Origin of the sequence: Spirulina subsalsa FACHB-351 (assembly GCF_026130165.1) — a bacterium.
Taxonomy (GTDB): Bacteria; Cyanobacteriota; Cyanobacteriia; order Cyanobacteriales; family Spirulinaceae; genus Spirulina_A; species Spirulina_A subsalsa_A.
Genome location: NZ_JAIHOM010000040.1, coordinates 18,433 through 41,243, shown reverse-complemented (window position 1 = coordinate 41,243; position 22,811 = coordinate 18,433). Strand labels below are relative to the sequence as shown.

Annotated in this window: 20 protein-coding genes; 6 read left to right on the top strand and 14 right to left on the bottom strand. The window is 47.1% G+C overall.

The genetic code is table 11. The features are described from left to right. The coding region (locus K4A83_RS10010) for an RNA-guided endonuclease InsQ/TnpB family protein (protein ID WP_265264365.1) at positions 1 to 1,069 on the top strand (1,069 nt) is incomplete at its 5' end. A gap of 128 nt (positions 1,070 to 1,197) precedes the next feature. On the opposite strand, the gene K4A83_RS10005 is transcribed toward K4A83_RS10010, so the two are convergent. From K4A83_RS10005 to K4A83_RS09960, 10 genes are all read right to left on the bottom strand, one after another. After that, entirely contained in the window at positions 1,198 to 1,545 is a 348-nt protein-coding gene (locus tag K4A83_RS10005; protein WP_265264364.1) for a XisI protein, read from the bottom strand. Positions 1,546 to 1,609: 64 nt separating this feature from the next. Further along, a complete protein-coding gene (locus K4A83_RS10000) occupies positions 1,610 to 3,046 on the bottom strand; it encodes an RNA-guided endonuclease InsQ/TnpB family protein (protein ID WP_265264363.1) in 1,437 nt (478 codons plus the stop codon). Positions 3,047 to 3,110: 64 nt separating this feature from the next. Further along, positions 3,111 to 3,401: a hypothetical protein gene (locus K4A83_RS09995; protein WP_265264362.1), complete on the bottom strand. Its 291-nt coding sequence runs from the start codon at positions 3,399 to 3,401 to the stop codon at positions 3,111 to 3,113. Positions 3,402 to 3,434: 33 nt separating this feature from the next. Beyond that, positions 3,435 to 4,376, bottom strand: a complete 942-nt coding sequence (locus tag K4A83_RS09990) for an Hpt domain-containing protein (RefSeq protein ID WP_265264361.1) — start codon at positions 4,374 to 4,376, stop codon at positions 3,435 to 3,437. Positions 4,377 to 4,432: 56 nt separating this feature from the next. Next, positions 4,433 to 5,074: an HAD-IA family hydrolase gene (locus K4A83_RS09985; protein WP_265264360.1), complete on the bottom strand. Its 642-nt coding sequence runs from the start codon at positions 5,072 to 5,074 to the stop codon at positions 4,433 to 4,435. Then, entirely contained in the window at positions 5,074 to 6,276 is a 1,203-nt protein-coding gene (locus tag K4A83_RS09980) for an NAD(P)/FAD-dependent oxidoreductase (RefSeq protein ID WP_265264359.1), read from the bottom strand. The genes K4A83_RS09985 and K4A83_RS09980 overlap by 1 nt, the downstream gene beginning before the upstream one ends. A gap of 118 nt (positions 6,277 to 6,394) precedes the next feature. Beyond that, positions 6,395 to 7,888 (bottom strand): SLBB domain-containing protein, encoded by a 1,494-nt coding sequence (locus K4A83_RS09975; protein ID WP_265264358.1) that lies wholly within the window; start codon positions 7,886 to 7,888, stop codon positions 6,395 to 6,397. Further along, positions 7,885 to 10,161 (bottom strand): GumC family protein, encoded by a 2,277-nt coding sequence (locus tag K4A83_RS09970; protein WP_265264357.1) that lies wholly within the window; start codon positions 10,159 to 10,161, stop codon positions 7,885 to 7,887. Before K4A83_RS09970 ends, K4A83_RS09975 begins: the two co-directional genes overlap by 4 nt. Positions 10,162 to 10,513: 352 nt before the next feature. Continuing rightward, positions 10,514 to 11,506, bottom strand: coding sequence for a DnaJ C-terminal domain-containing protein (locus tag K4A83_RS09965; protein ID WP_265264356.1), 993 nt, complete (start codon positions 11,504 to 11,506; stop codon positions 10,514 to 10,516). A gap of 245 nt (positions 11,507 to 11,751) precedes the next feature. Further along, positions 11,752 to 12,612: a fructosamine kinase family protein gene (locus K4A83_RS09960; protein WP_265264355.1), complete on the bottom strand. Its 861-nt coding sequence runs from the start codon at positions 12,610 to 12,612 to the stop codon at positions 11,752 to 11,754. Between the two features lie 240 nt (positions 12,613 to 12,852). Here K4A83_RS09960 and K4A83_RS09955 point away from each other — a divergent pair, with 240 nt between their 5' ends. The 3 genes from K4A83_RS09955 (at position 12,853) to K4A83_RS09945 (ending at position 17,747) form a co-directional block, all read left to right on the top strand. Further along, complete coding sequence (locus tag K4A83_RS09955) at positions 12,853 to 15,939, top strand: UPF0182 family protein (protein ID WP_265264354.1); 3,087 nt, start codon at positions 12,853 to 12,855, stop codon at positions 15,937 to 15,939. Between the two features lie 373 nt (positions 15,940 to 16,312). Next, positions 16,313 to 17,005, top strand: a complete 693-nt coding sequence (locus K4A83_RS09950; RefSeq protein ID WP_265264353.1) for a DNA endonuclease — start codon at positions 16,313 to 16,315, stop codon at positions 17,003 to 17,005. An 88-nt stretch (positions 17,006 to 17,093) separates the two neighbouring features. After that, a complete protein-coding gene (locus tag K4A83_RS09945; RefSeq protein WP_265264352.1) occupies positions 17,094 to 17,747 on the top strand; it encodes a YdcF family protein in 654 nt (217 codons plus the stop codon). On the opposite strand, the gene K4A83_RS09940 is transcribed toward K4A83_RS09945, so the two are convergent. The 4 genes from K4A83_RS09940 to K4A83_RS09925 form a co-directional block, all read right to left on the bottom strand. Next, complete coding sequence (locus K4A83_RS09940; protein ID WP_265264351.1) at positions 17,710 to 18,003, bottom strand: DUF2288 domain-containing protein; 294 nt, start codon at positions 18,001 to 18,003, stop codon at positions 17,710 to 17,712. The genes K4A83_RS09945 and K4A83_RS09940 overlap by 38 nt on opposite strands. A gap of 18 nt (positions 18,004 to 18,021) precedes the next feature. Then, complete coding sequence (locus K4A83_RS09935) at positions 18,022 to 18,651, bottom strand: lysophospholipid acyltransferase family protein (protein ID WP_265264350.1); 630 nt, start codon at positions 18,649 to 18,651, stop codon at positions 18,022 to 18,024. 24 nt (positions 18,652 to 18,675) lie between these two features. Then, on the bottom strand, positions 18,676 to 19,215 hold the full coding sequence (locus K4A83_RS09930) for an acyltransferase (protein WP_265264349.1): 540 nt from the start codon (positions 19,213 to 19,215) through the stop codon (positions 18,676 to 18,678). Positions 19,216 to 19,384: 169 nt separating this feature from the next. After that, entirely contained in the window at positions 19,385 to 20,872 is a 1,488-nt protein-coding gene (locus K4A83_RS09925; protein ID WP_265264347.1) for a hypothetical protein, read from the bottom strand. 38 nt (positions 20,873 to 20,910) lie between these two features. On the opposite strand from K4A83_RS09925, the gene K4A83_RS09920 reads away from it, so the two are divergent. Both K4A83_RS09920 and K4A83_RS09915 read left to right on the top strand, forming a co-directional pair. After that, a complete protein-coding gene (locus K4A83_RS09920) occupies positions 20,911 to 22,362 on the top strand; it encodes a DUF2079 domain-containing protein (protein ID WP_265264346.1) in 1,452 nt (483 codons plus the stop codon). A 93-nt stretch (positions 22,363 to 22,455) separates the two neighbouring features. Further along, a complete protein-coding gene (locus tag K4A83_RS09915) occupies positions 22,456 to 22,686 on the top strand; it encodes a photosystem II protein, Psb35-related (protein WP_017307126.1) in 231 nt (76 codons plus the stop codon). Positions 22,687 to 22,811 lie beyond the last annotated feature (125 nt).

Below are 22,811 nucleotides of genomic sequence, written 5' to 3'. Positions count from 1 at the left end.
TAGGCTTAGAAGAGAGTTTAAATTTGTTAATGATTTAAACTCCCACGCTTGTCAAACTGCTGTTGAGAGAACGTTAAGAGCAATTACTCGATTTTTTGATAATTGCAAGAATAACGTTAAAGGCAAAAAGGGATACCCTAAGTTTAAAAAACATTCTCGTTCAGTTGAATATAAAGTCTCTGGATGGAAACTATCAGAAAATAAACGCTATATTACCTTTACAGACAAAAAAGGTATTGGTGGTTTAAAGTTGATAGGATCTAGAGATATTAATTATTATCAACCTGAACAAATTAAGCGGGTTAGAATAGTTAAACGCGCAGATGGATACTATGTCCAGTTTTCCATCAAACTAGACTCTAGAGATACCGTAAACCCTTTAACTCCATCTCAACAAACCACTGCAATTGATGTTGGTTTAAAGTTTTTCTTAGTAGATAGTCAAGGTAATCAGGTTGATTGTCCTCAATACTATAGAAAATCAGAAAAACGATTAAATCGGCTCAATCGTAAGAAGTCTAAAAAATACCGTAAAGGTGTTAAACAATCCCGTAATTATCACAAAGCAAGACAACGTTATGCTCGTAAACATTTAAGAGTAAGTAGGCAGCGAACAGAGTTTGTCAAGAGTGTGGCACTCCGCTTAATCAAGTCTAACGACTTAGTAGCCTATGAAGACTTAAATGTGAAAGGCATGGTTAAAAATCGTCGTTTAGCTAAGTCCATAACTGATGCAGGATGGTCTACTTTTAGGCAATGGTTAGAGTATTTTGGGGATAAATACGGCAAAATAACTGTTGCTGTTCCTCCCCATAATACCAGTCAAAATTGTTCTAATTGTGGGGAAAAAGTGCAAAAGTCTCTATCAACTCGAACCCATGTTTGTCCCCATTGTGGATATACGGATTGTCGGGATAGAAACGCTGCTTTAAACATCTTGCAAAAGGGATTAAGTAGGTTGGGGCGCAGCCAAACTTTAAACGCTTCAGGAGAGATTCCCTCTTGGTTAGTTGGAGAAATCCTGCTGGCTAACGGAGACTCGTTGAATGAAGAATCCCCTCGCCTTTAGGCAGGGGCGAACGTCAAAACAGTATACAAGGGTGACAAGGAGCTTGAAGTATTATGAGAAACTTCTCTGAGAGTTGATCAATGATGGGGAAATGCTATAGTTTGTCAAGGGACTACTACGACCCACTTTTAACCCACAGAATATTCACTCATTTCCCGCATGAAAGGAGGATAAAACCCTAGCACAATATCTTGTTTAGGGACACCCAAATCGACTAAATCTGAGGCAATATCATGCTCTGTTGAATTGTAGAAAATCCAGATTTTCTCTTGGCGAATATCTAGATGGATAACACAATGATGTACCCAGCGCTGATGATGCCAACCTAGATGTACAATTTGATAATGATTGCGCTGGGTGTCAAAAATTGTCTCAACCTCAATCTCGCCATAAGCAGGTTTACTTTCGGCATAACCCATCAACAATTGTTCTACAATTTGCTGATAATGCTTTAATTTATCTGTTACTGTTTCCATAGGACAATTTTCCCCAATTCAATATCTTGAAGCTCCCCACCTTACTTCGTAGAAGGTGGGGATTCTAACAGCCGATTGCTCGACCATTCATCCACTCAAACAACGAAAGTTGCAGAGGGTTGGTAGGCTCAGAGGCTAACGCTTCTGATGTATCCCGATTGCTCGCACCTGTTGTTTCAGGCGTACCCGTAACTTTCTGGGTGACTCCCAGTAGAGTATCGAAACTGATACCAAGTATTTGACAACCCCTTTTACCTAGTACAATACCAGCATTAGTATCCGCATCTATAGGGGTGTTGCAATTTAGACACAAGAAACTTTCCTTGTGTCTATTTTTTTTGTCCTTAAATCCACAACTAGAACAGGTTTGAGATGAGTATTTGGGATCAACTTCTAGGAAAATGCGCCCAAACTTTTCAGCTACCTGACGAATTTTTCCTTTTAATCCTCCCCAAGAACAGTCTCTAATTAAGCGATTTAAGGCTTTTTTGGCATTTTGTCCATTTTTAAGGTAATGCCCATTTTCATCCTGTTTTGGTTTACCTTTACGGCTCATGCCCTGAATATTTAATTTTTCCATGACGATGACATCTGCCAACTGTAGTAATTTGTGTGCAACCTTCCATTGGTAATCCTCCCGTTGATTTACTATTTTTTGTTCTAATCTCGCTACTTTTCTATAAGCAATTTTTTGATTATTAGAACCACGCTTTTTACGACTAGCTCTACGTTGTCTTAATGTTTTTCGCTTCGCTAATCTTTTCTCATACTCAGGATTAGGGATATTTTTTCCGTTAGATAAGGCCAGTAGTTTATGGGGTCTAGCACCACAATCAACCCCTACTACCGCCTTGATTTGGTTCACATCTATTGTTTCTGTTTGAGGGATTGACTTATCTTCTAACTGAATGGCTACATAGAAACCATCGGCTTTCTGTCTCACGGTGACACTTCTTACCTCAAATCCTTCTCTTAAAGGACGAGATAAGTACATTTTCATCCAACCGATAGACGGGAGATAGATTTTGTCTCCTACTACTTTTACCTGATTAGGGGGATAAGAAAAACTCTTAAACTGATGTCGTTTTTTGAAGTTGGGATACCCTTTTCCCGCTTGAAATAAATTTTGAAAGGCTTTGTCTAATCGTCTGAGATTTTGTTGCAATACCGTAGAATGAATGAGTTTGTACCAAGGATGAGACTTTTTGAAACTAGGTAATTCTGAGGATTGCTGTTCATAAGCACTTCGCTTTTTCCCGTTCTTTTTAAACGGTTCTCCTAAGTTAGAATTTTTGGAAATAGAACAGGTTAATGGTGTGCAATGAGCTTTCGTTCTCAAATCACAATATTCTCCTAGTCGGGGTGCTTTTACCTCCTCGTATGCTTCTATCCTATCTCTCAAACAATAGTTATAATGACTTTTAAGCATCGTTATCCAATTCAGCATTATTTTTACTTGGGATTCTGATGGCTTAAGTTTGTACTTATGAGTTACGATCATCTTGATCTTGTTTGCTGATTATTTCAGAATTTTTAATTTTATTTTTCATTAATTGAACACGCCATTAGGAAAGAGAGCTAAAGCTTTGGTGCGGCTGAAAATCTCGGCAATAAATCGCTTGTTCTGTATTGGCAATGGTAGGGTGAATTGTACATTTCAAGCGATGATCATTGGTGAAAAATTGGCAGTCAGAGCAAGGGATCTGGTGCATGGTTTGACTACGGGCGATGATCTCTCGAACACTGCCCACCATGGAGCTAATTAGGCTGAGAATGAACAGCCAAGCGAATAGGAAACACAAGGGGATTAAAAAGGGTTGGATGGCATGAACAAAGGGGGCAAGGAGTTGAAACATAGACCGATACAATGAGCAGGAACTAAAAATCTACTATTTGGCCGCGAGTAATTCCACCAGTTGGGAGAGTTGTTGTTTACTAAACACATTAATTAAAGTTTTCGCTGCCGCTTTAGGTTCTACAGGAATCAGAACTTGGGGCGTTTTAGCCTCAGCCAGTTGTTTTAAGGTCGGGCTAACGTGAATTTCGTCCGACTGACCTAAAACCTTCAAGTCGCTGTTGTGTTTGAGTTCTTTTATAATAACCGGGGCAAGGGTGCGATAGGAATATTTTGGATTGCCTATGACCTGATGACAGGATTTAGTGACCATTTGCCAGCCTTTCTCTTTAGGGGCTAATTTAGCCAAGCGCACACATAACTTTTGTAGTTGTTTGCGGCCTTCGGGGGTGGCTTTAGCTTTGAAGAGGGCGAGCATTTCTTTTAACAAAGCCTTGGTTTCGTTAGCAAAGGGATCTGAGGGTGGCGGGGTGGCGACGGGGGCTTTTTGGGGTTTTGGACTTTCTTCGACGACTTCCCCACTCACCAACTGATGTAAATAATTTTCGAGGGTATCAAAATCCGGTTCAGCCGCTTTGGTGATTCGGTGGGCTGTTGCGTCTTGTAAACCATCGGGACTTTCGAGGTGATCGAGGAGGGTGTGCAGGGTGTCGTACCCTTTGAGAAATAAGGCTTCTAGTTTGCTATCAACGGGAACATCATGTTCTTTCAGGATTTTAAAGCAATCTTCGAGACGGTGGGCTGTTTTTTGAATACTATCGTAGCCCAACATAGCCGATCCCCCTTTGACGGAGTGAGCGGCACGAAATAACTCGTTGAGGGCTTCTGGATCTTTACAGACTTTGGGGAGATCCATCACCCCTTGCGCTAAGGTTTCGAGGTGTTCCCTCGCTTCCTCAATAAAATATCCTAAGATTTTTTGCTGATTGGCCGCATCCAAGGTTCTTTCCCCCCACTTGAGACGAACTTGATTCAAAGATAGCTGATTTCGGGTGTCAGTGCTTGATTCTCTCGGGTTTGTGACTTTTCCGGTTAACGTTGGAGGAGGAAGGGGCGCAAACCAGCCGCTTTGGCTCCGCGATAGTCGTTTTCTAAACTATCCCCGATAAACCAGGCTTGACTGGGGGAACATTGATGTTTTTCGAGGGCCTTGGTGAAAATTTTGGGATTGGGTTTCGCGACACCGCAGGAGGAGGAAATGGTGATACTTTGGAAAAATTTCTTCAAATCTAACCCATCTAACACTGAATGAATCCGAGAGTCGAAATTTGAGATAATGCCTAATTCGATGCGTTCATAGCGCCACTTTTCTAGGGAGGGGAGGATGTCGGGGTAAATTTCCCAGGGGTCTGGGGTGGCAAAATAACCGTAAAGTCGATTGAAGAAGGCGGGGAAGTCCTGAAAGTCTTCGAGGACTCCGGCTTGAGCGAAGGTGGCTTTAGCGATCGCCTGCCACCAGTTATACTCCTTTTCGGGAATTTCTACCCACTTCGCTCCGGGGAAGGCGAGGGGTACGGTTTTTTTGAAGGTGTCATGAAAGGCTTGGTCTAGTAGCTTAGGCTCGACCTGTACGCCAAATTCTTGGGCGATCGCACTGTAGACTTCCCCGACGCTGCCCTTCACCCCAAACAGGGTTCCCACGGCATCGAATAGAATGACTTTTGGTTTAGACATTACGAGTTTTTGGACTGGGATAGAACGTTAAGGAGTGGCTGAGTGAGCCAGTTCACCCCTACCGCGAGTTGATGTTGTAGGGTGGGTAAACGGTATAAATAGGCGAGTCGGCGGGCGACATACCCTAGGGACCCATCCAACTTAATCCCCAACCCGTTAAGGGTGGCTGTTTCGACTCCTAATGCTAGCATCTCTCCGAGGCTTTGATAGCGGAATGGCAGTAATGGGCGATCGCACAACGAAGCCCAAAGGTTCCAGGCGCAATAATCGGCCTGTTGAATCGCCACCTGTGCCGTGGCCTGAAGTTCTTGCCCGGTGACATCCTGACACAGGGCGGCATCTCCCAAGGCGAACAGATGGGGATAGTCTACCACTTGCAGGGTAGGCTGGGTCATTAATTGACCCCGTTCGTTGTGGGGCAGAGGTAAATGGCGAATCAGGTCACAGACTTGAGTTCCCACGGTCCACAGTACAATTTCCACGGGTAACAGGTCAATTTGTCCTTTGTAGAGCAATTCCAAGGAATCGGCCCCCACAGACTCCACGGAGGTTTCTAAATCTACCCAAACCTTCCGCTCTTCTAGGGCTTTTTCCGCCGCTTGACGGTTAAAATCGGTGGCCGTTTTGAGCAATTTTTCGCCCCGTTCCACAATGCGAATCCGCCCCCGTTCCCCCAAACGATCGGCTAGCTTACAGGCTAACTCTACCCCACTATATCCCCCGCCGATAATGGCGATGCGGATTTTATCCAGGTCGGACTGTTCAAGAATGCGCAATTTTTCCAAGAGGTGGTAGGCATGGGGGAGGGTACGGAAGGGGATGGCATAATCTTGTACACCGGGGATATTGTTGAGGGGTGTTTGTCCTCCGAGTGCAATGGCTAAATAGTCATAGGCCAAAGCGGGGCGATTTTCTAACTCTACATACTGTTCTTCTACCTGAATCCCCGTCACCTTCGCCTGATAAAAGCGAATCCCAGTCTGACTCAATAATTCCTCAAAAGGCGGGGCAATTTCCCAGCTTTGCAACTCTCCTGTAATTAGCTCGTAGAGGAGGGGAGAGAACAAAAAGCGGTCATTTTTATCCACTAGCACAATTTCGGGCTGGTTTCCCTGCCAGGGGAATTGGCTTAAGCGTAAAGCCGTATAGAGTCCCCCAAATCCTCCCCCTAGGATGACAATGCGTTGAGATGCTGTAGTCATAAAACGTTAGGCTTAAAATCTTAAAATCTAAATACGAAAACCCCTTTCAGGATAACTGCTATCCTCAGCAAATGGGGAGGTCAGGGGATTGATCTGGATACAATCTGCCCGAGGGGAGTTAATTCAAAAACCCGAAAATGCGGAAAAAGTTGATAAACGAGACAAAACCCCCCACAGGTGCGAGGACTGAGGTGAGGGTGTCGGTGGTGCGGGCGAGGAAGGAACGATTTACCACAACGACATCGTTGTTGAGCAGAACGGGATTATTTTCATTATCAATGCCTTGGGTTAAATCCACGGCGAACTCTTGCCGAGAAACGGTGCCATTGGGGTTGAGTCGCACTAATTCCACCCGACTCTTGCGCGCTCGATTATTAAACCCTCCGGCGGCTAAAATGGCTTGGTTTAAGGGGGTATTGGGGGGAAGTTCTAGGGTGCCGCCTCGGTTGACTTCGCCTACGACATTGACCCGCACGGTGTTGGGGGAGAAGGTGGCGGAGGTGAGGGTGCCAATGGTGGCGCTGTCAATTTCGGGGGCTTGGGCGACTACAATGCGATCGCCCGGTTGTAATAACACATCCTGACTCAAGTCGCCGCTTTGCAGTAACTCCCATAAATCTACCTGAATGGTTTCTTCTTGACCGTTGCGGGGGGTGCGACGGAGTTCAATATTGCGCACATTGGCGAGGGTGGTAATTCCCCCCGCTTCTTTAATCGCCGTGGTGACGGTGGGGAGAACTCCTAGGGCATCGACGCGCAGGGTATGGGTTCCTGGTCGTACTACTTCCCCGACTATAGCAATCTGGATGGAACTGGGGGCATCGGGGGCAAAGCTCGCATCGGCGAGTTGACGCAATTCTTGGGGATTAATGGCCATTGCTGTGGGGATAATTAAAGCGTCCCCATCTCGCAGGGGAATATCTTGACCCAATTCTCCCGCTTGCAGGAGTTGCCAAAGGTCTACCGTGTAGGTTTGTTCTACCCCTTGATAGGTGCGACGGATTCTCACTTGCCGCACATCGGCGGAGAGGGTAATCCCTTCGGCGAGGGCGATTAACTCGGTGACGGTGGGAAACTGGCGGCCTTCATCGACGGTGACAGTGTAGGAACCGGGTCGTTGGACTTCTCCGGCAATGGCTAACCGCACGGGACGGGGCCGGAGTAAACCGAGGGTGACGATGGGACGGGTTAAATAGAGGGCGTAACGTTGGGAAAGAAGGTCGGCGGCCTGTTGGAGGGTGAGGTCAGCGACGGGAATGGTGCCGATGAGGGGGAGGTTGAGGGTGCCATCAATTAACACGGGATATTCCCCACTATACTCGGGTACGTTGAAGATATCGAGCCGGACGCGATCGCCTGCTCCGAGGGTATAGGGTAGGTTGGGAGGTAGGAAGGAAGGGGTAAAGGCTGGGGCGACCTCGGGAGGAGTTACCTCTGGGGGTTCTCCCTCGTCCCAAGGGGGGGGATTGAGGGGGGCTTCCTCGGGAGTGGGAAGGTCTAAATCTAGGGGGGTAAAGGTGGGGATTTGCGCCTGGGCCTGGAGAGGGAGTAACAGGAACAAAAGCAATGAACCCTGAAGGATGGACGGGATTTTCATGGGTTGATGGGTCATGAGTCTACAGGATGCGCCCCCTCTTCGGTGGCAAAATAACGATGATAGTAATAATAAGAACCGGAACTGAAGTCTTTAGCTCCGTTGGCAATCAGACCTAATGCGGAGGTTTGGGAGACTTTCAGCCCATCAATGACTTGCTTAAAGATAGCCCGGTCGGTCCAGCCTAACCTTACCACCATTAACATCACATCGGCTTGAGCCGCTAGGAATTTGGCATCGGCTAACCCTAACATGGGGGGGGTGTCAAAAATCACTAGGTCGAAGGATTGACGGAAATATTCAATCAGCGATCGCATTTTTTGGGACGATAGTAACCGGGTGGGGTCTGGGGGAATTTGACCCGAGGTTAAAATATAGAGATTGTCCTCTCCAGAAGTCCCCCCATTGATACTGGGGAAGGGTTGAATAATATCCTCTACTTCAATATCCATTGAGATGGCATGGGATAATCCCCACACATTGGGTAAATCGGTCATCACATGGACTTGAGGACGGCGCAAATCGGCATCTACTAATAACACCCGTTGCCCCATAGCGGCGGCCGCTTGGGCGAGATTAATTGAGGTGGTGGACTTGCCTTCAAGGGGAACAGAAGAACTGACTACTAAAACCTGTAAGGGTTTGTCCGGGGTAAAAAAGGATAAATTCGCGTTGAGACTGCGGAAGGATTCCAAGAAAGGAGAAGCCCGGTAACGACTCCCGGACAAGCGGGGTAGGGGTCGATCTTTCACCCGGCTATCTTTAATTTCCTTGCGGTAGGGAATGACTCCTAAAATGGGTAAACCCACCGCATCCCGCAAATCTTCGGGGGAGTGGAAGCGCACGTCAAGTTTTTCCGCAATCAGGGCGGCTCCAGCCCCGGCCAACACTCCGGCCACTAAACCAATGGTTAACCCCCGAGGGACATTAGGGGCAATAGGATAAAGGGGAATTTGGGGGGCGTTGAGCAACTCCCAAGAAATAGTCCGTCGGGCGGATTCAATTTGTAAGTCTTCCTGTACCGAGAGGAAGCGTTTTAACCCTTCTGTGGCTACTTCTAACTCCCGCATTAAATCGGCATATTGACGGCTGAGGGTGGCGAAATTCTGCACTTGTCGCGTTTGGGCGGCTTCGGCTTGGCTCAGGGCGGCTTGTCGCACGGTGAGGACTTGACGACGGTTAAGGGTATCAATGAGTTGCTGGGTGGTTTGCGATCGCAAGGCATTGGGCGAAGCTGCCAAATTTTGGCCTCCACTGGGCAGTCCCTGACGACCTAACACCACTTGGGCTTCCGCCTGAAGCAAGGGCAGCAAATTATTGCGTCGCTCTTGTAAAACCTGAATATTCGGGCTATTGGGCGTAAACCGCGCCGACTCTAACGCGATTTGGCTTTCAATCTCCTGTAATTGACTTAACAACGCCTGATAACGGGGAGCCTCACTTAAGGCATTCATCACCAGCGCCTGACCTAGATCCGTATTTAGCTGTTCTTGGAGTTGGGCGATGAGAGATTGTGTTTCCTGTAAATCCCGTTGAGTCAGTAGGATTTCCTCCCGAATCCCATTTAGACGACCTGCGGCGGCCTGTCCCTGTTCATTGGGGTCTAAAATATTATGTCGCTGGCGGAACTGTTGCACCTCAATTTGTAAATCATTCACCCGCTTTTGCAAAACAGGTAATTGTTCCTCCACAAAATTCAACCCCTTTTGATTCCCAGTTTTCCGTTCCCGTTGGGAATACTCAATAAACCCTTCCGAAACTTGTTCTAAGACAAACTGAATCTTTTCGGGGTTGGAGTCTTGATAACTCACCTCTAAAATCTTGGTCGGCCCCACTCGTCCAATGCCCAAATTACTCACCAAGGCGTTGTAGTCCATATCTGGGTAACGAGTTTGAATCTGGGTCAAAATGGGATTAATGACCGTCGGACTCACCAACACCTCGATCTGGGTTTCATAGTCAATTTCGGCCGCATACTGTCCAATCAGGCGCTGACTGAATTGGTCAAAACTCTCATCACTGGCAATGGGTTCAATCAGCAAGCGGAATTGACTGCGATAAAGTGGCACTTCATTGAGGACTCTAAAACCGACTGCACAACTCACGGCACCACTGACGAGCAACATCACCCACCACCGTCTCCGCAATACAGAAAGGGCTTGCCGCAGGTTTAAGGATTCTTCCTCGGCTTTGGGGGCAAAGGGAGGTTCTAATATCGGTTTGCCGGGCAGGGGTTGGGGACTTGGGCTGCCGGATGGTAGGGAAGATTGAGGGTTGAGATTAGAAACCATAGGGTAGAGAGGCAATGATCAATTGTCAATAGACACCCTTGACAAGTTAAGCTGGTGTGCATTTTGTCAAGTCCCAGATATACAGTGAATAGTAGTCAGTAACCAGTAATCAGTCATCAGTTACTGATTCCCTATTTCCTATTCCCTATTGCCTGACCTTGACAAGTTGTATCAATATGCTGCTATTCTGCCACAATTTTCCGAGACTGTCTGAAACGCCTAGGTCTGTGCTTGGCATACTCCCGACTCCCGTTCCCGTGGCGTGACCTCGGGGAAAATGACGAACTGCCCCACTGCATAGACGGGTGGGGAAACCAATCCCCCTCAGACGATTGGTTGTATTGGCAATCGGCTACAAGTGAACGGTTTGTAAATGTTGACGGGGGTTATAGGTGCGACTTTTGCGGATTTTGTCGTAGTATTCCCGTTCGACTGGGGTGGGATTGGGGGGAGTGGCGATCGCAATTTTCACCAATTGATCCGTCCGTCCTCCTTTGGGATTCACCCACCCCTTACCTCGTAAGCGTAGGGTTTGACCCCCCCGAATGCCAGACGGAACTTTCATGGTCACTAAACCATCGGGGGTGGGGACTTGAATCTCAGCCCCTAAAACCGCTTCATCGGGGGTAATCGGCACTTCACACAATAAATTATCCCCGTCGAAGGCAAAAAAACTATGGGGTTCTAAGTCAACATTTAAATATAAATCTCCCCGTTGTTGGGAATAGGCGCTGATGTTGCCTTTCCCGCGCACTCTCACCCGACTACCGGGTTTTGCTCCGGGGGGAATGCGCACATCAATAATTTCTGATCCCACATTGAGACGCTTCTGAACGCCCCGGAATGCTTCGGTGAAGGTCAGACGAATGGTGGCCTCGCGATCGCCTCCTGTGCTTTGGGTGGTCGTATTAAACCCTGTACCACCCCCCGGACTTTGATAGGTACTGCGTCCGTTACTGCTGCGATAGGTGCGAGTACGGGTGCTAGGACCTCCTCCTAATCCCCCCAACAAATCACTGATAAATTCTTCAAAACTGCTATAGCGTCCAAAATCCACCCCCCCAAAATCCACCGGACCTCGACCAAATCCACCCCCGGCCTGAGAGCTTGCTTGTCGCCAATATTGCCCAAATTGGTCATATTTCCGCCGTTTTTCCGAGTCGGAGAGAACTTCGTAAGCTTCACTGACTTCCTTAAAGCGAGCTTCTGCGACTTTGTCCCCCGGATTTCGGTCAGGATGATATTTTAAGGCCAATTTGCGAAAGGCCTTTTTAATTTCCTCAGCGCTGGCAGTTTTACCCACTCCTAGAATGGCGTAGTAATCTTTGAAGTCAGTGGAGGCCATTAACCATCATCTCCTCGTGTTTGTTTGTGGACTCAAGTTAGGGTCTTACGGATGCTTGGGGATATGCCCCAGTTAACACTCTAGCAAAGATTAGAACCTATCCCGTTCGGTTATTGGATGGGGGCAAGTCGCAATTCCCGCACTTTTTGCCGCACAGATCAATAATCAACAAGGCTCCTTCTTGACATCCTCCCCGGCCTAAAGGCACGGGGATTCCCAGTCTGTCCACAGTGAACCAATGTGATCTACAAAATTTTCTGGAGCATTCGATTCGCTTGGGACCCATAGCCCCCACCGAATAAATTAAAATGATTTAGGATATGATAGATATTATATAGATTTTTGCGTTCCTGATACCCGGCATCTAGGGGCCAAGCTTGATTATAACCGCGATAGAAGGGGGCGGGAAACCCTCCAAAGAGTTCGGTCATGGCCAGATCAACTTCGCGATCGCCCCAATAAGTCGCCGGGTCTAAAATAACTGGTTCTCCCTGCACCGTACAAGCGGCATTTCCCGACCATAAATCCCCATGAACTAAGGAAGGTTGGGGTTGCCAGTCCCCTAATCTATCTCTTACCGCATCAAGTACCGTGCCAAGATCGGGGAAACCTCCCCCCCGTCGTTTAGCTAAACGCAATTGAAACCCAATCCGGTGTTCGGTGAAAAAATCCGCCCAGTTTTCCGTCCAATCGTTCACTTGAGGAGTAGAACCAATGGTATTGTTACAATCCCAGCCGAACTTGGTCGCCCTTTGATAACGGTGCATAGCGGCTAAGTTTTGCCCCATTTTTTCCCAAGAAGTGTGATCCCCTCGCCCAAATTCTAGCCATTCCATGACAATATAGCTGGAATTGCCCGCCACCCCCCAAGTCAAAGGTTGGGGAACACGAATGCTCTGGGTTTCGTACATTTGTTTGAGTCCCAAGGCCTCAGCCGCAAACATTTCCACTTGGGAGGCGGTATTAACTTTTACAAAGTAAGTCCGTTGACCATCGGCGATCGCATACCCTTGGTTAATACAGCCTCCCGAGACAGAACGGCGAGTTTCAACGGTAAAAGGTTGTCCGATAGCTTGGCTAATTTGCTTGGCGATTTCATTCCACATAAGTCTAGGGATTGGATGGCGTGACCAGAATTGATGGGATACAAGCTCCGCCCTTCTAGGGAGGTTCACTCTTCGCCTAGGGCTTGCCCCCAATGCTATCATAGCCCCATATTGAACCCCACCCAAAAACGGCGGCGAGAGTGCTGTGACCATAACGGGTTCGTAGTTGGGCTTTAGCGCCAAAGACTTAGGATCTGCTGTTCGCGGATTGATTGAACGCTATATCTGGGACTTGACACAATGCACACCCTCTTAAAACCTATTCTCCTTCTCCTCGGGCTGTGGTTGCTCTTTGAACTCGCTGCCCGGGCCTTAGCAGAAACCCTCTGGTTTTCAGAAGTGCAGTATTTAGAGGTGTTTTGGTTACAGGTAGGCACTCAAGGGGGACTGTGGCTCTTCGGCACTGGAGGATCAGCCATCTTCTTGTTCCTAAACTTGCGTCAGGTGAGGAAATTCCAACATCCTCAACCCCCGGAAAGTGCGGAACGGGCGCAACGGGGCAAACCCGCCCCCGCTCAACAAGCTGCCTATGCTAACACCGCCCCCCTCTCCCTGAAAGAGGCCATTCTGCTCCATCGGCAAACCTCAGCGCCGCCCCCTGCTACCTCGCCCTCCAATCGTTATCCCTCCCAGATTAAACTGAGTCATCTATTACCTCTTGTGTTGGGGTTAAATTTACTCTTGGGCTTTCTCTTGCTGCACTATGGGGAAACACTGCTGACCTATAACCTCCTTGCTCCGAGTTGGAGTAGAAGCACACCTTCTGTCCCCAGTCCCTTTAAAGTGGAATCCATTTTGCACCTTGTGGGGGGCGTGGAATGGGGGACTCCTTTCTTTTATGCCGAGATTGTGGTCTTGCTAGGTGTAGTCTGTGGTGTGCTGTTTGCGGCGAATTTTTTGTTGCAGGCGATCGCACTTCTCCTCAGTCTCTACTTCGGTTTTATCCTCTCCACCAACTGGAGCCGCATCCTCGCCTTTTTCAATCCCACCCCCTTTGAAACCAAAGATCCCCTCTTCCACCTCGACATTAGCTTTTACATCTTCCAGTTCCCCTTGTGGAAACTCCTCTACTTTTGCCTAGAAGGCCTCTGTCTTTACAGTCTCATCGCCTGCACCCTCCTTTATCTCCTCTCCGGGGATAGTCTCTCCCAAGGACGCTTTATTGGCTTCTCTCGCCCCCAATTGCGCCATCTGGAAACCCTCGGCGGGCTTTTTCTCCTCACCCTCGCCTTTGCCCACGGTCTAGCCTGTTTTGACCTCCTCTACTCCAAACGCGGCGTTAACTATGGAGCCAGCTACACCGACACCAACGTACAACTCCCCCTAGAAATCGCCCTCAGCCTACTCGCCGCCCTTGTTGCCATCTGGTTGCTTTATAAAGCCCGTTTCCGCCCCTCCCTCCACAGCATCGCCTGCCCCATCCCCGGCCGCCAAACCTGCTCAATTGTTCCCCTTTCCCTCGTCCTCGTCTTCTTCTACGGCCTAGCTGTCCTCCTCGGTGCTTTCGCTTCCACCACCGTCCAGCGCCTGATTGTCCAACCTAACGAACTCGAACGAGAAACCCCCTATATAGAGCGCAGTATTGCCGCCACCCGTGCCGCCTTCGCCCTCGACCGTATCGAAGCCGAAACCTTCGACCCTCAACCGACGTTTTCCCCCAGTCAACTAGAGGCAAACCGACTCACCATTGAAAATATCCGCCTCTGGGATACTCGACCCATTCTCAAAGCTAACCGACAACTGCAAGAAATCCGCCTTTACTATACCTTCAATGATGCGGATATTGATCGCTACTCGATGCAAATTCGCCGGACTGATATTCCCTCAGAATTTCGAGAACAAAAACAACAGATTGTCATTTCTCCACGAGAATTAGACTATGAAAAAGTCCCAGAAGCCGCTCAAACTTGGGTGAATAAACATCTGGTTTATACCCACGGTTATGGCTTTACTTTATCCCCTGTGAATCGCGTCGGTGAGGGGGGGTTGCCTGTGTATTTTGTCCAAGATATCGCCACGGAAGAAGAGGGCGGCACTCTGCGTTTATCCGATGAAATCATTCAAGGGAGTATTCCCATCGGTCATCCCCGCATTTATTACGGAGAATTGACTAATACTTATGTCATGACTTCAACTCAGGTTAAAGAGTTAGACTATCCCAGTGGTCAGGATAATGTGTTAAATGTCTATGATGGCATGGGGGGGATTGATATTGGTTCAAGGTGGAAACGGTTCGCCTTTGCTCAGTATTTAAAGGACTGGCAAATGCTGTTTACCCAGAACTTTACACCGGAAACAAAGCTGCTATTTCGGCGCAATATTAATGAGCGAATCCGCCGCATTGCGCCGTTCTTAAACTATGATCATGATCCCTATTTAGTCAATGCCGATATTGGTGATCCAAAAGCGAGAGAGTTGGGGAGTTATTTATATTGGATTGTAGATGCTTATACCACCAGTCCCTATTATCCCTATTCTGACCCTGATGGGGAAGCGTTTAATTATATTCGCAATCCGGTTAAAGTGGTGATTGATGCCTATAGCGGGACGGTGAATTTTTATGTGGTGGATTTGGATGATCCGATGATTAAAACTTGGCAAAAGGTTTTCCCGACTTTGTTCAAGTCAATGGAGGAAATGCCCCCGGAATTGTTTAATCATATTCGTTACCCGACGGACTTTTTTAGGATTCAATCGGAAAGTTTATTAACCTATCATATGACCGATCCAACGGTATTTTATAACCGGGAGGATCAATGGCAAATTCCGAAGGAAATTTATGGGGAAGAGCCTTTACCTGTGGAACCCTATCATTTGATTATGCGTTTGCCCCAGGAACAAAGTGAGGAGTTTATTTTACTCCATCCCTACACGCCCGTAGCGCGTCCTAATTTAATTGCTTGGTTAGCGGCGCGTTCGGATGGGCAACAATACGGCAAGTTATTGTTATACCAGTTCCCGAAACAACGGTTAGTGTTTGGGGTGTCCCAAATTGAGGCGTTAATTAACCAAGATCCCCGCATTTCTCAACAGATTTCTTTGTGGGATATTCAAGGATCTAATGTGGTTAAGGGAAATTTGTTGGTGATTCCCTTGGAGGATTCTTTACTCTATGTTGAACCGTTGTATTTAGAGGCGGAACAGAATAGTGTGCCGACGCTGGTGCGGGTGATTGTGGTGTATGAAAATACGATTGTCATGGCTCCGACGTTAGATCAGGCTTTAGCTGGGATTTTTAATCCGGCTGAGTTGGATGAGGAGGAAGAGGCTATTATTCGCTCGTTAGAGAGTTATGAGGAGCAATTGCTGGATACGGTAGAACCTTAATCAGTGGGAAGTGTGATTATGAATAAACAAGTGGAACATCAATTCTCTGAGATCGGTTTGCAGGATTTCCGGGGGATTTGGTAGAATCAGTCTGGCTTGGTGGTCAATCGAGTTCCTGAAGCGGGACAAAGTGCGATCGCCTTGATCAATTTGGGGCTGTGGCTCAGTTGGATAGAGCAAGCGCCTCCTGAACAGTCGGGCATCATGAGGGTAACTTCATGAATGAATGTAGTCAAATTCAAGGAAGCCTAAGTGCGAGGCCGTTGGGGATACCCGAACCTCTGCATAGGGTAATCTTGAGCCAAGCCACTAGACTCAGGTTTAAACCGTTACCTAGTGGAAGGTGCAGAGACTGGTTGTAGAGAGTCGATTGATGGACTTTATGTCTCATCCCCAGAGCATGGGGAAAACACCAACCCTCACGAAAAAAGAACAACGAGGGGTTCTGGCCGGAATGTTGCTAGGCTGCGCACAACGGAATGGCCATAATTTCTATGTGGCGGCCTATGACCAGCGCGAATTAGACTATTTGCGCTTTAAACAAGACTGGTTAGAACGGATTACAGGACAATCAGTTCCCTGTTGTCCTAGCGTGAATTCCCAAGGCGTTCCCTACCTGAGACTCCAACCGCCGTTAATTCCCCTGACTCGGATTCTGATGCAAAAGTTATATCGGGGTTCTGGGGGAAAAGTTATCACTCCCCAGTTTTTGGAGGAGTTAACCCCCCAAGGGGTGGCGATTTGGTTTCTCGATTGTGGGAGTAAGACCTTTAAGAAACGGCAGGGTAAAATCCACGCTTTAGAGGTTTATCTCAATACGAATTTACCTAAATCAGAGAATGAAACAATTGTCAAGTATTTTCTGGAAAATTGGGGGGTTCAGTGGGGATTAAGTTCTCAAAATAAGCGGACAGGATGTTATCGTTTGCGAATAGGGACAAAAGGCGGTCAGGCCTTTTTAAGCCAGTTGGCTCCCTATGTGCCATCTAGTATGCTCTATAAAATAAACACCTCCTACAGCATAACGGCTACCCCCGGAACGGGTAAGTTGCGGGTGAAGGAATAGTCCAGAGAGTGGGGAAACTTACACAAATCTGAAGCGCTAGGTCGCCGGTTCAAATCCGGCCAGTCCCGTTGAATTTTGATGTAAATTGATGTTCTTAAAGCTGGATTCTCGTTGGCAAAAGTCGAAGGCCAAACCACGCCGATCAGCCAAGAAGCGGGTTAGGTGGCGTTTATTGGTGGCCATTGCGATCGCCGGGATCGGATTTTACCTCCAAAACCGACATCAAGCCGCCCAGCGCCCCCCCCAAGCGGTGTTTGTGTTGGGGGGATTAGAGACGCGGGAAGCCTTTGCCGCCCGTTTAGCGCGGAATCACCCGGATTTAGAAATCTGGGTGTCTTCTGGCAGTCCTAAGCACTATGTCCAGATGATTTTTGACCGGGCGGGGGTAGAGCGCGATCGCCTCCATTTAGACTATGCCGCTCAAGATACCGTGACTAACTTTACCTCCCTCGTAGATGACCTGCGGGCGGCTGGGGTGGATAGTGTGTATCTAATCACCTCCGACAACCACATGAGACGAGCGCGGATTATTGGTGAAATTGTCTTTGGGAGTCGAGGCATTGCCATTCAGCCCCTCCCCGTCCAGACTGACCAAGAACCGGAACCTTGGAGTAAATCGATCCGGGATGGAGCCAGAGCCGTATTATGGTTATTTACCGGGTCTACGGGGGAGGAATTAGCCCATAACCTTGATGTAGAACCCCTTAGGGAATGGGTTGAACCAGAACAAAGGGCTGAATAATTAAGGCATTAAAACGGATTTGGGGTTGACCATTCCAGTCGCTGATTTGTTCGGTCCAGGGTTTATGGATTAACTGGCTGTCTATCCAAGTTTGAACCAACTGGACTTGATCGGAGGCGATCGCATAACCCACCTCCACCAAGTCCAAATCATCCGACACCATCAACACCGCATCCCGTTTGACGTGGGGAAGCAACCACTCCCAAGAAGCCTGATCAATACTCTCCGTCAACGTTGTTTTTAAATCGTCTGGCATGAAACTGAAACTAGATCATCAACGACCTAGGGCGTGCATCTCGTTAATTATAGCCGCACAGTTTTCCGTCACCGCCTCTAAATCCTCCCGTTTTGTCGAAGGGGGGGGACTCATCGGCGCACCAATGCGCACCGTCACCGGAACCGCACGAGGCACCCCAGAGCCAATCTGATCCGTTCCCCACAAACTCACCGGCACCAGAGGAACCTGTGCTTTCGCCGCAATCATCGCCGCCCCTAATTTAGGATTCTGAATCGTGCCGTCCTCCGTGCGAGTCCCTTCTAAAAAAATCCCCACCCCCCAACCTTCCTTTAAACACTCTAAGGCTGCTTTAATCGCGCTACGGTCTGCCGAACTGCGTTTAACGGGATAGGCTCCATAAAGACGAATCGCCTGCTTTAAAACCGGAATTTTGAACAGTTCCTCCTTCGCCATAAACGCCACCGGACGACCCACAGAATTAGAGAGAATCGGGGGATCAAAGAAACTGGCATGGTTACTCACCGCCACAAATCCACCCTCACGCGGCACCTGTTCCGCCCCCGTAATTTTCCCTTGAAAATAGACATGGAGCATCGGACTCACCACCGACCATTTAAACAGGTGGTACAACATTAAACTACTAAAAGGTTCTCGTTTTTCGCTCATCTTTTTGGGTTATATTGTAAATTATTAATGCTCAGGAGGATGAGCCTGTTTCTTCCCTTCCCGATCAACCCATCCCCAATGTTTAGCCGGAATCCCCCCCACTAACTCAAAAGGGTTCACATCACGAGTTACCACCGCCCCCGCCGCAACCATAGCATATTCTCCCACCGTTACCCCACATAAAATTGTCGCATTTGCCCCCAGAGATGCCCCCTCTTTAATCAAGGTTTTATCCCGATACCAGCCATCATCTTGATTACTAAAATAGCGCTCCTGCATAGCAGGATTTCTATGGGAACGGGGATAAAGATCATTCACAAAAGCCACGTTAGGACCAATAAAACAATAGTCCTCAATTATCACCCCAGTCCAGAGCGAAACATGAGTTTTTATTGTCACCCCATTTCCTATTTTAACACCACATTCGATAAAAACATGATCACAAATATTACAATTTTCTCCAATTTTTACATCCCAAAGTATATGAGTAAATGCCCAAATTTTAGTATCTTTCCCGATATCTTCCGTTTCCACCAAAGCGTGAGAATGAACAAAATAATCCATAGTTATAGTTAAAAAGAATTAGTAAGTAGTTGTATTTTATCCGTAGGTTGGGTGAAGCGCCAGCGCAACCCAACATTAAACAATTATCATAAAAACGGGTAAAGATTAATAGAGAGACTTGACCAATTCTCCCACCAACCTAATGTTACCACTGAATAAAAGTATTGCATTAAGGCGTATGGTGGCTTGATTTACTAACATAAAAATAATACAATCCCACCCCCGCTAAAGCAACAGCAACCCCTTGAGCAATATACATCGGATGATACATCCAAGGCCCGACATTCATAAAATAACGCTGCATAGGAAATTCCCCATAATCTCCTGATAGTTCTCCAATGGTTAGCCAGACTTTAGAAAAGAGCAAAGACGCTAAGAAAAATCCGACCATTTGCTTGATCGTCCATTGTTGTTGGTCTAATATTTTAATGGCAAAGGGAAAGACGAGAGGAATGATATTAACCAAATAGCGAGATTCACTGGCTAGACTTAGAATAATGCCAATAAACACACATAAACTTAGCCCTAAACCCTGTTGATTAATCAGTTGAGTAATTTTAGACCAATAAAAGACGAGAAACCAGACAATTAAACCAAAGTACATGACATGAGAAACAAAAAAAGTAGCGGGTTGGATGATACTTGTCCAGACGACAAATTCTAGGAGTAAGCCAAAGGATAAAGTATTGCCCGGTTCTGTAACTAAGGATTGAGCAAGTGTATTTAAAAAAAATAAAAAGGAAACTTTACCTGCAAGGGTAATGTAGTTAAAGGGACTGAACCAACTTTTTAGGTTAAAAAAGCTCGAACTTTTTAATAAATAAAATAGCCCAAAAAATAAATAACTAGCGGACAGTGCAATGCTTAAATAAACGGTTGAATGGAGTAGGGGAGCAATCTGCCATTCTGCTCGAATTTCTCGCCCAGAGTGGGCTAATATGACCATATAAACGACTGCTGCAAGGGTTAAAGCTCCTGCGGTTAAAAGGGCGGATTTTGCGGTAGTGGGAAGCTTATAATTAGGGGTTTCTGGGGCAGGAAAGAGGAGCAAAGTTGCTCCAAAATAATATAAGTTTGACCAGCTAAATGTACCGATAGCAATTAAGCCCATCAGGAGGAAGGTTCTGCGGCTTAGATAAGCGTAAAACATCGCCATGCTAATAGAATAAGCCGCAACGTCGGTTAAAACGGGATAGTAGGGGGTTATTTTTAAAATAAAACAGTTCAAGATAAAGGCAATAAAGCCGATCCATTTTCCCTGTGAACTAATTTGTAATTGTTGGGCGATTAAGCACCAAAAATACATACTTAGAGTAATTAGTAAAGCGTTTAAAAGCCCAAAGCTGTGAATAATATTGCTGTTGCTATGTTCTAGCCTGAAAAATTGTAAGGTATGGAAGATGAGGAAGGATGGCAGAATGCGACTGATATAATAATTATCAATCCCTTGAGCAAATCTTTGATAAAAGTTTTGAGCGAGTTCTGCATAACGACTTCCATCCCAGCCAAACCCATCCCCGACGTTAATTTTATCGGGAGATAAAAAGGTGAGAAAGGCGATCGCTCCCGTGAGAAAGATTAAGCTAAAATCGTTACCTTGTGGAGTCTGTAGCCATTTTTGAAATTTAAACCACACAGAAGCTGAAAAAATGGTCATGATAATTACGGAAAGTAGATTAACGATTTTAAATTCTGATGAAAGATAAACCAACACAACAGCCTATTCTCTGGGGAGTAATGGGGGGGAGTTTCTTCCTTTTTTTCGCTTGTAGTGTAATTCGTCATCTTCTTTTCCAGTCCAATGCTTACGATTTGGGATGGTTTGATCAGTTAGTGTATCTCGTGAGTGTGGGACTTCCCCCTGTGGTGTCCTTTGCGGGAGATTATCACCTATTGGGGGATCATGTGGCTGTGATTCTCTACCCCCTGGCCTTATTTTATAAGGTCTATCCTTCCGTGTATTGGCTGTTGGGGGTACAGGCGCTCGCTTTGGCCGGGAGTGGGGGATTGGTGTGGCAGTTGGCACGACGGGAGGGACTTGCAAAACCAGATAGTTGGTTAATGGTGGGAGTTTATTATTTATATCCCCTTGTCTTCAATGTCAATCTATATGATTTCCATCCGGAAGTTTTGGCCTTTCCCGCTTTATTGGGAGCGATTGGGATTGTGCGATCGCATCGTATCTCGGCAGGAGAATCACGTCATCAACCCCGATGGCGCGATATCCTAGGCTTTATCTTCTGTTTACTGGTCATCCTCAGTTGTAAAGCGGTGCTTTCCCTCACCGTTGCCGCGCTGGGATTTTGGGCGCTGTGCCTTGAAAAACGCCCCCTCTATGGCATTTTGGCTATAAGTGGGGGGATAGCTTGGTTTTTAGCCACGACGCAATGGATTATTCCTCAATTTAGCGGCATGGAAGCGGCAGCCGTGGGGCGCTACAGTTACTTAGGGGATTCTGTCCTAGAAATTGCTTTGAATGTCTTCCTAAAACCTCACCTAGTCTGGGGTCATCTACTCTCCCTCAGCAGTTTAGAATACTTCCTGCTGTTGTTTGTCCCCGTCTTCTGGGGGATACGATGGCCGAATCTCTCCCCCCTTGTAGCCACTCTCCCCACCTTGGCGATTAATTTACTCTCAGATAATTTTAATCAACGCAATTTAGTTCAACAGTATTCAGTCCCCCTCTTCCCCTTCCTCCTGTTGACCTTAATTTTGGCCTTGTCTCAAGATCAACTGTGGGTCAAAAGTCGTAAATTTATTTTAGTCTGGTCAGTCCTAGGATTCTTGTGTTTAGCTAAGTACAGCTACTTTGGCAGCGTATATTTAAGGAAGATTGACACTTGGGAGGCCAACCGTCAGGCGATCGCACTCATCCCCCCTCATGCCTCTGTAATCGCCCCCTCTGGCATTGTTCCCCACCTCACCCATCGTCCTCTCATCCAACTCCCACGGGAAGAATTAACCCCCCAACAGGTGAGTCAATTCGACGCGATTTTACTGGATCAACGTCATCCTGACTTTGGATCCTCTCCCGATGCGATCGCCCGTTTGCGGCAATACTGCCAAAATGACCCCCATCTTACCCTGACCTTCTCTCAAGATGAAGTCCTGCTATTCCAGCATCTGGGGGAAAAAACAGGAACTTGACCCATACCCTTGACACTTTTGTTAAAAATTGTTACATTTGTTTACAGATAAGTTAACAAAAGTACATAAAGCTCTAACCGGAGGTCAAATAATATGGCAATTTTATTAGCAGTCTTAATCGTGGGTTGGGTCGCGGCAGCAGTCTTAGGGACTCAAGCGTACTTCCGAGGAGAACAAAGCAAACCCATCCACCAACGGAATTGGAACTCTAGCGCCTTTGATACCTTAGCCAAATCCTTTACAGGTCGTGACACCGACTATGGCGATCGCACCCCGGCCTACAGTCTCGACGCTTACGCGGTGCGGGTGCGCGTAGACTCCTAAGTTTAGTCACTCCTACCAGACAGCAAAATCTCTCTAAAACAATCGGGTTAATTAACTTTCGCAGTTTTCCCATCCTCTCCTGAGAGGGTGGGACTTTTTTGGCTCAGACATCAGAAGTCCGTATA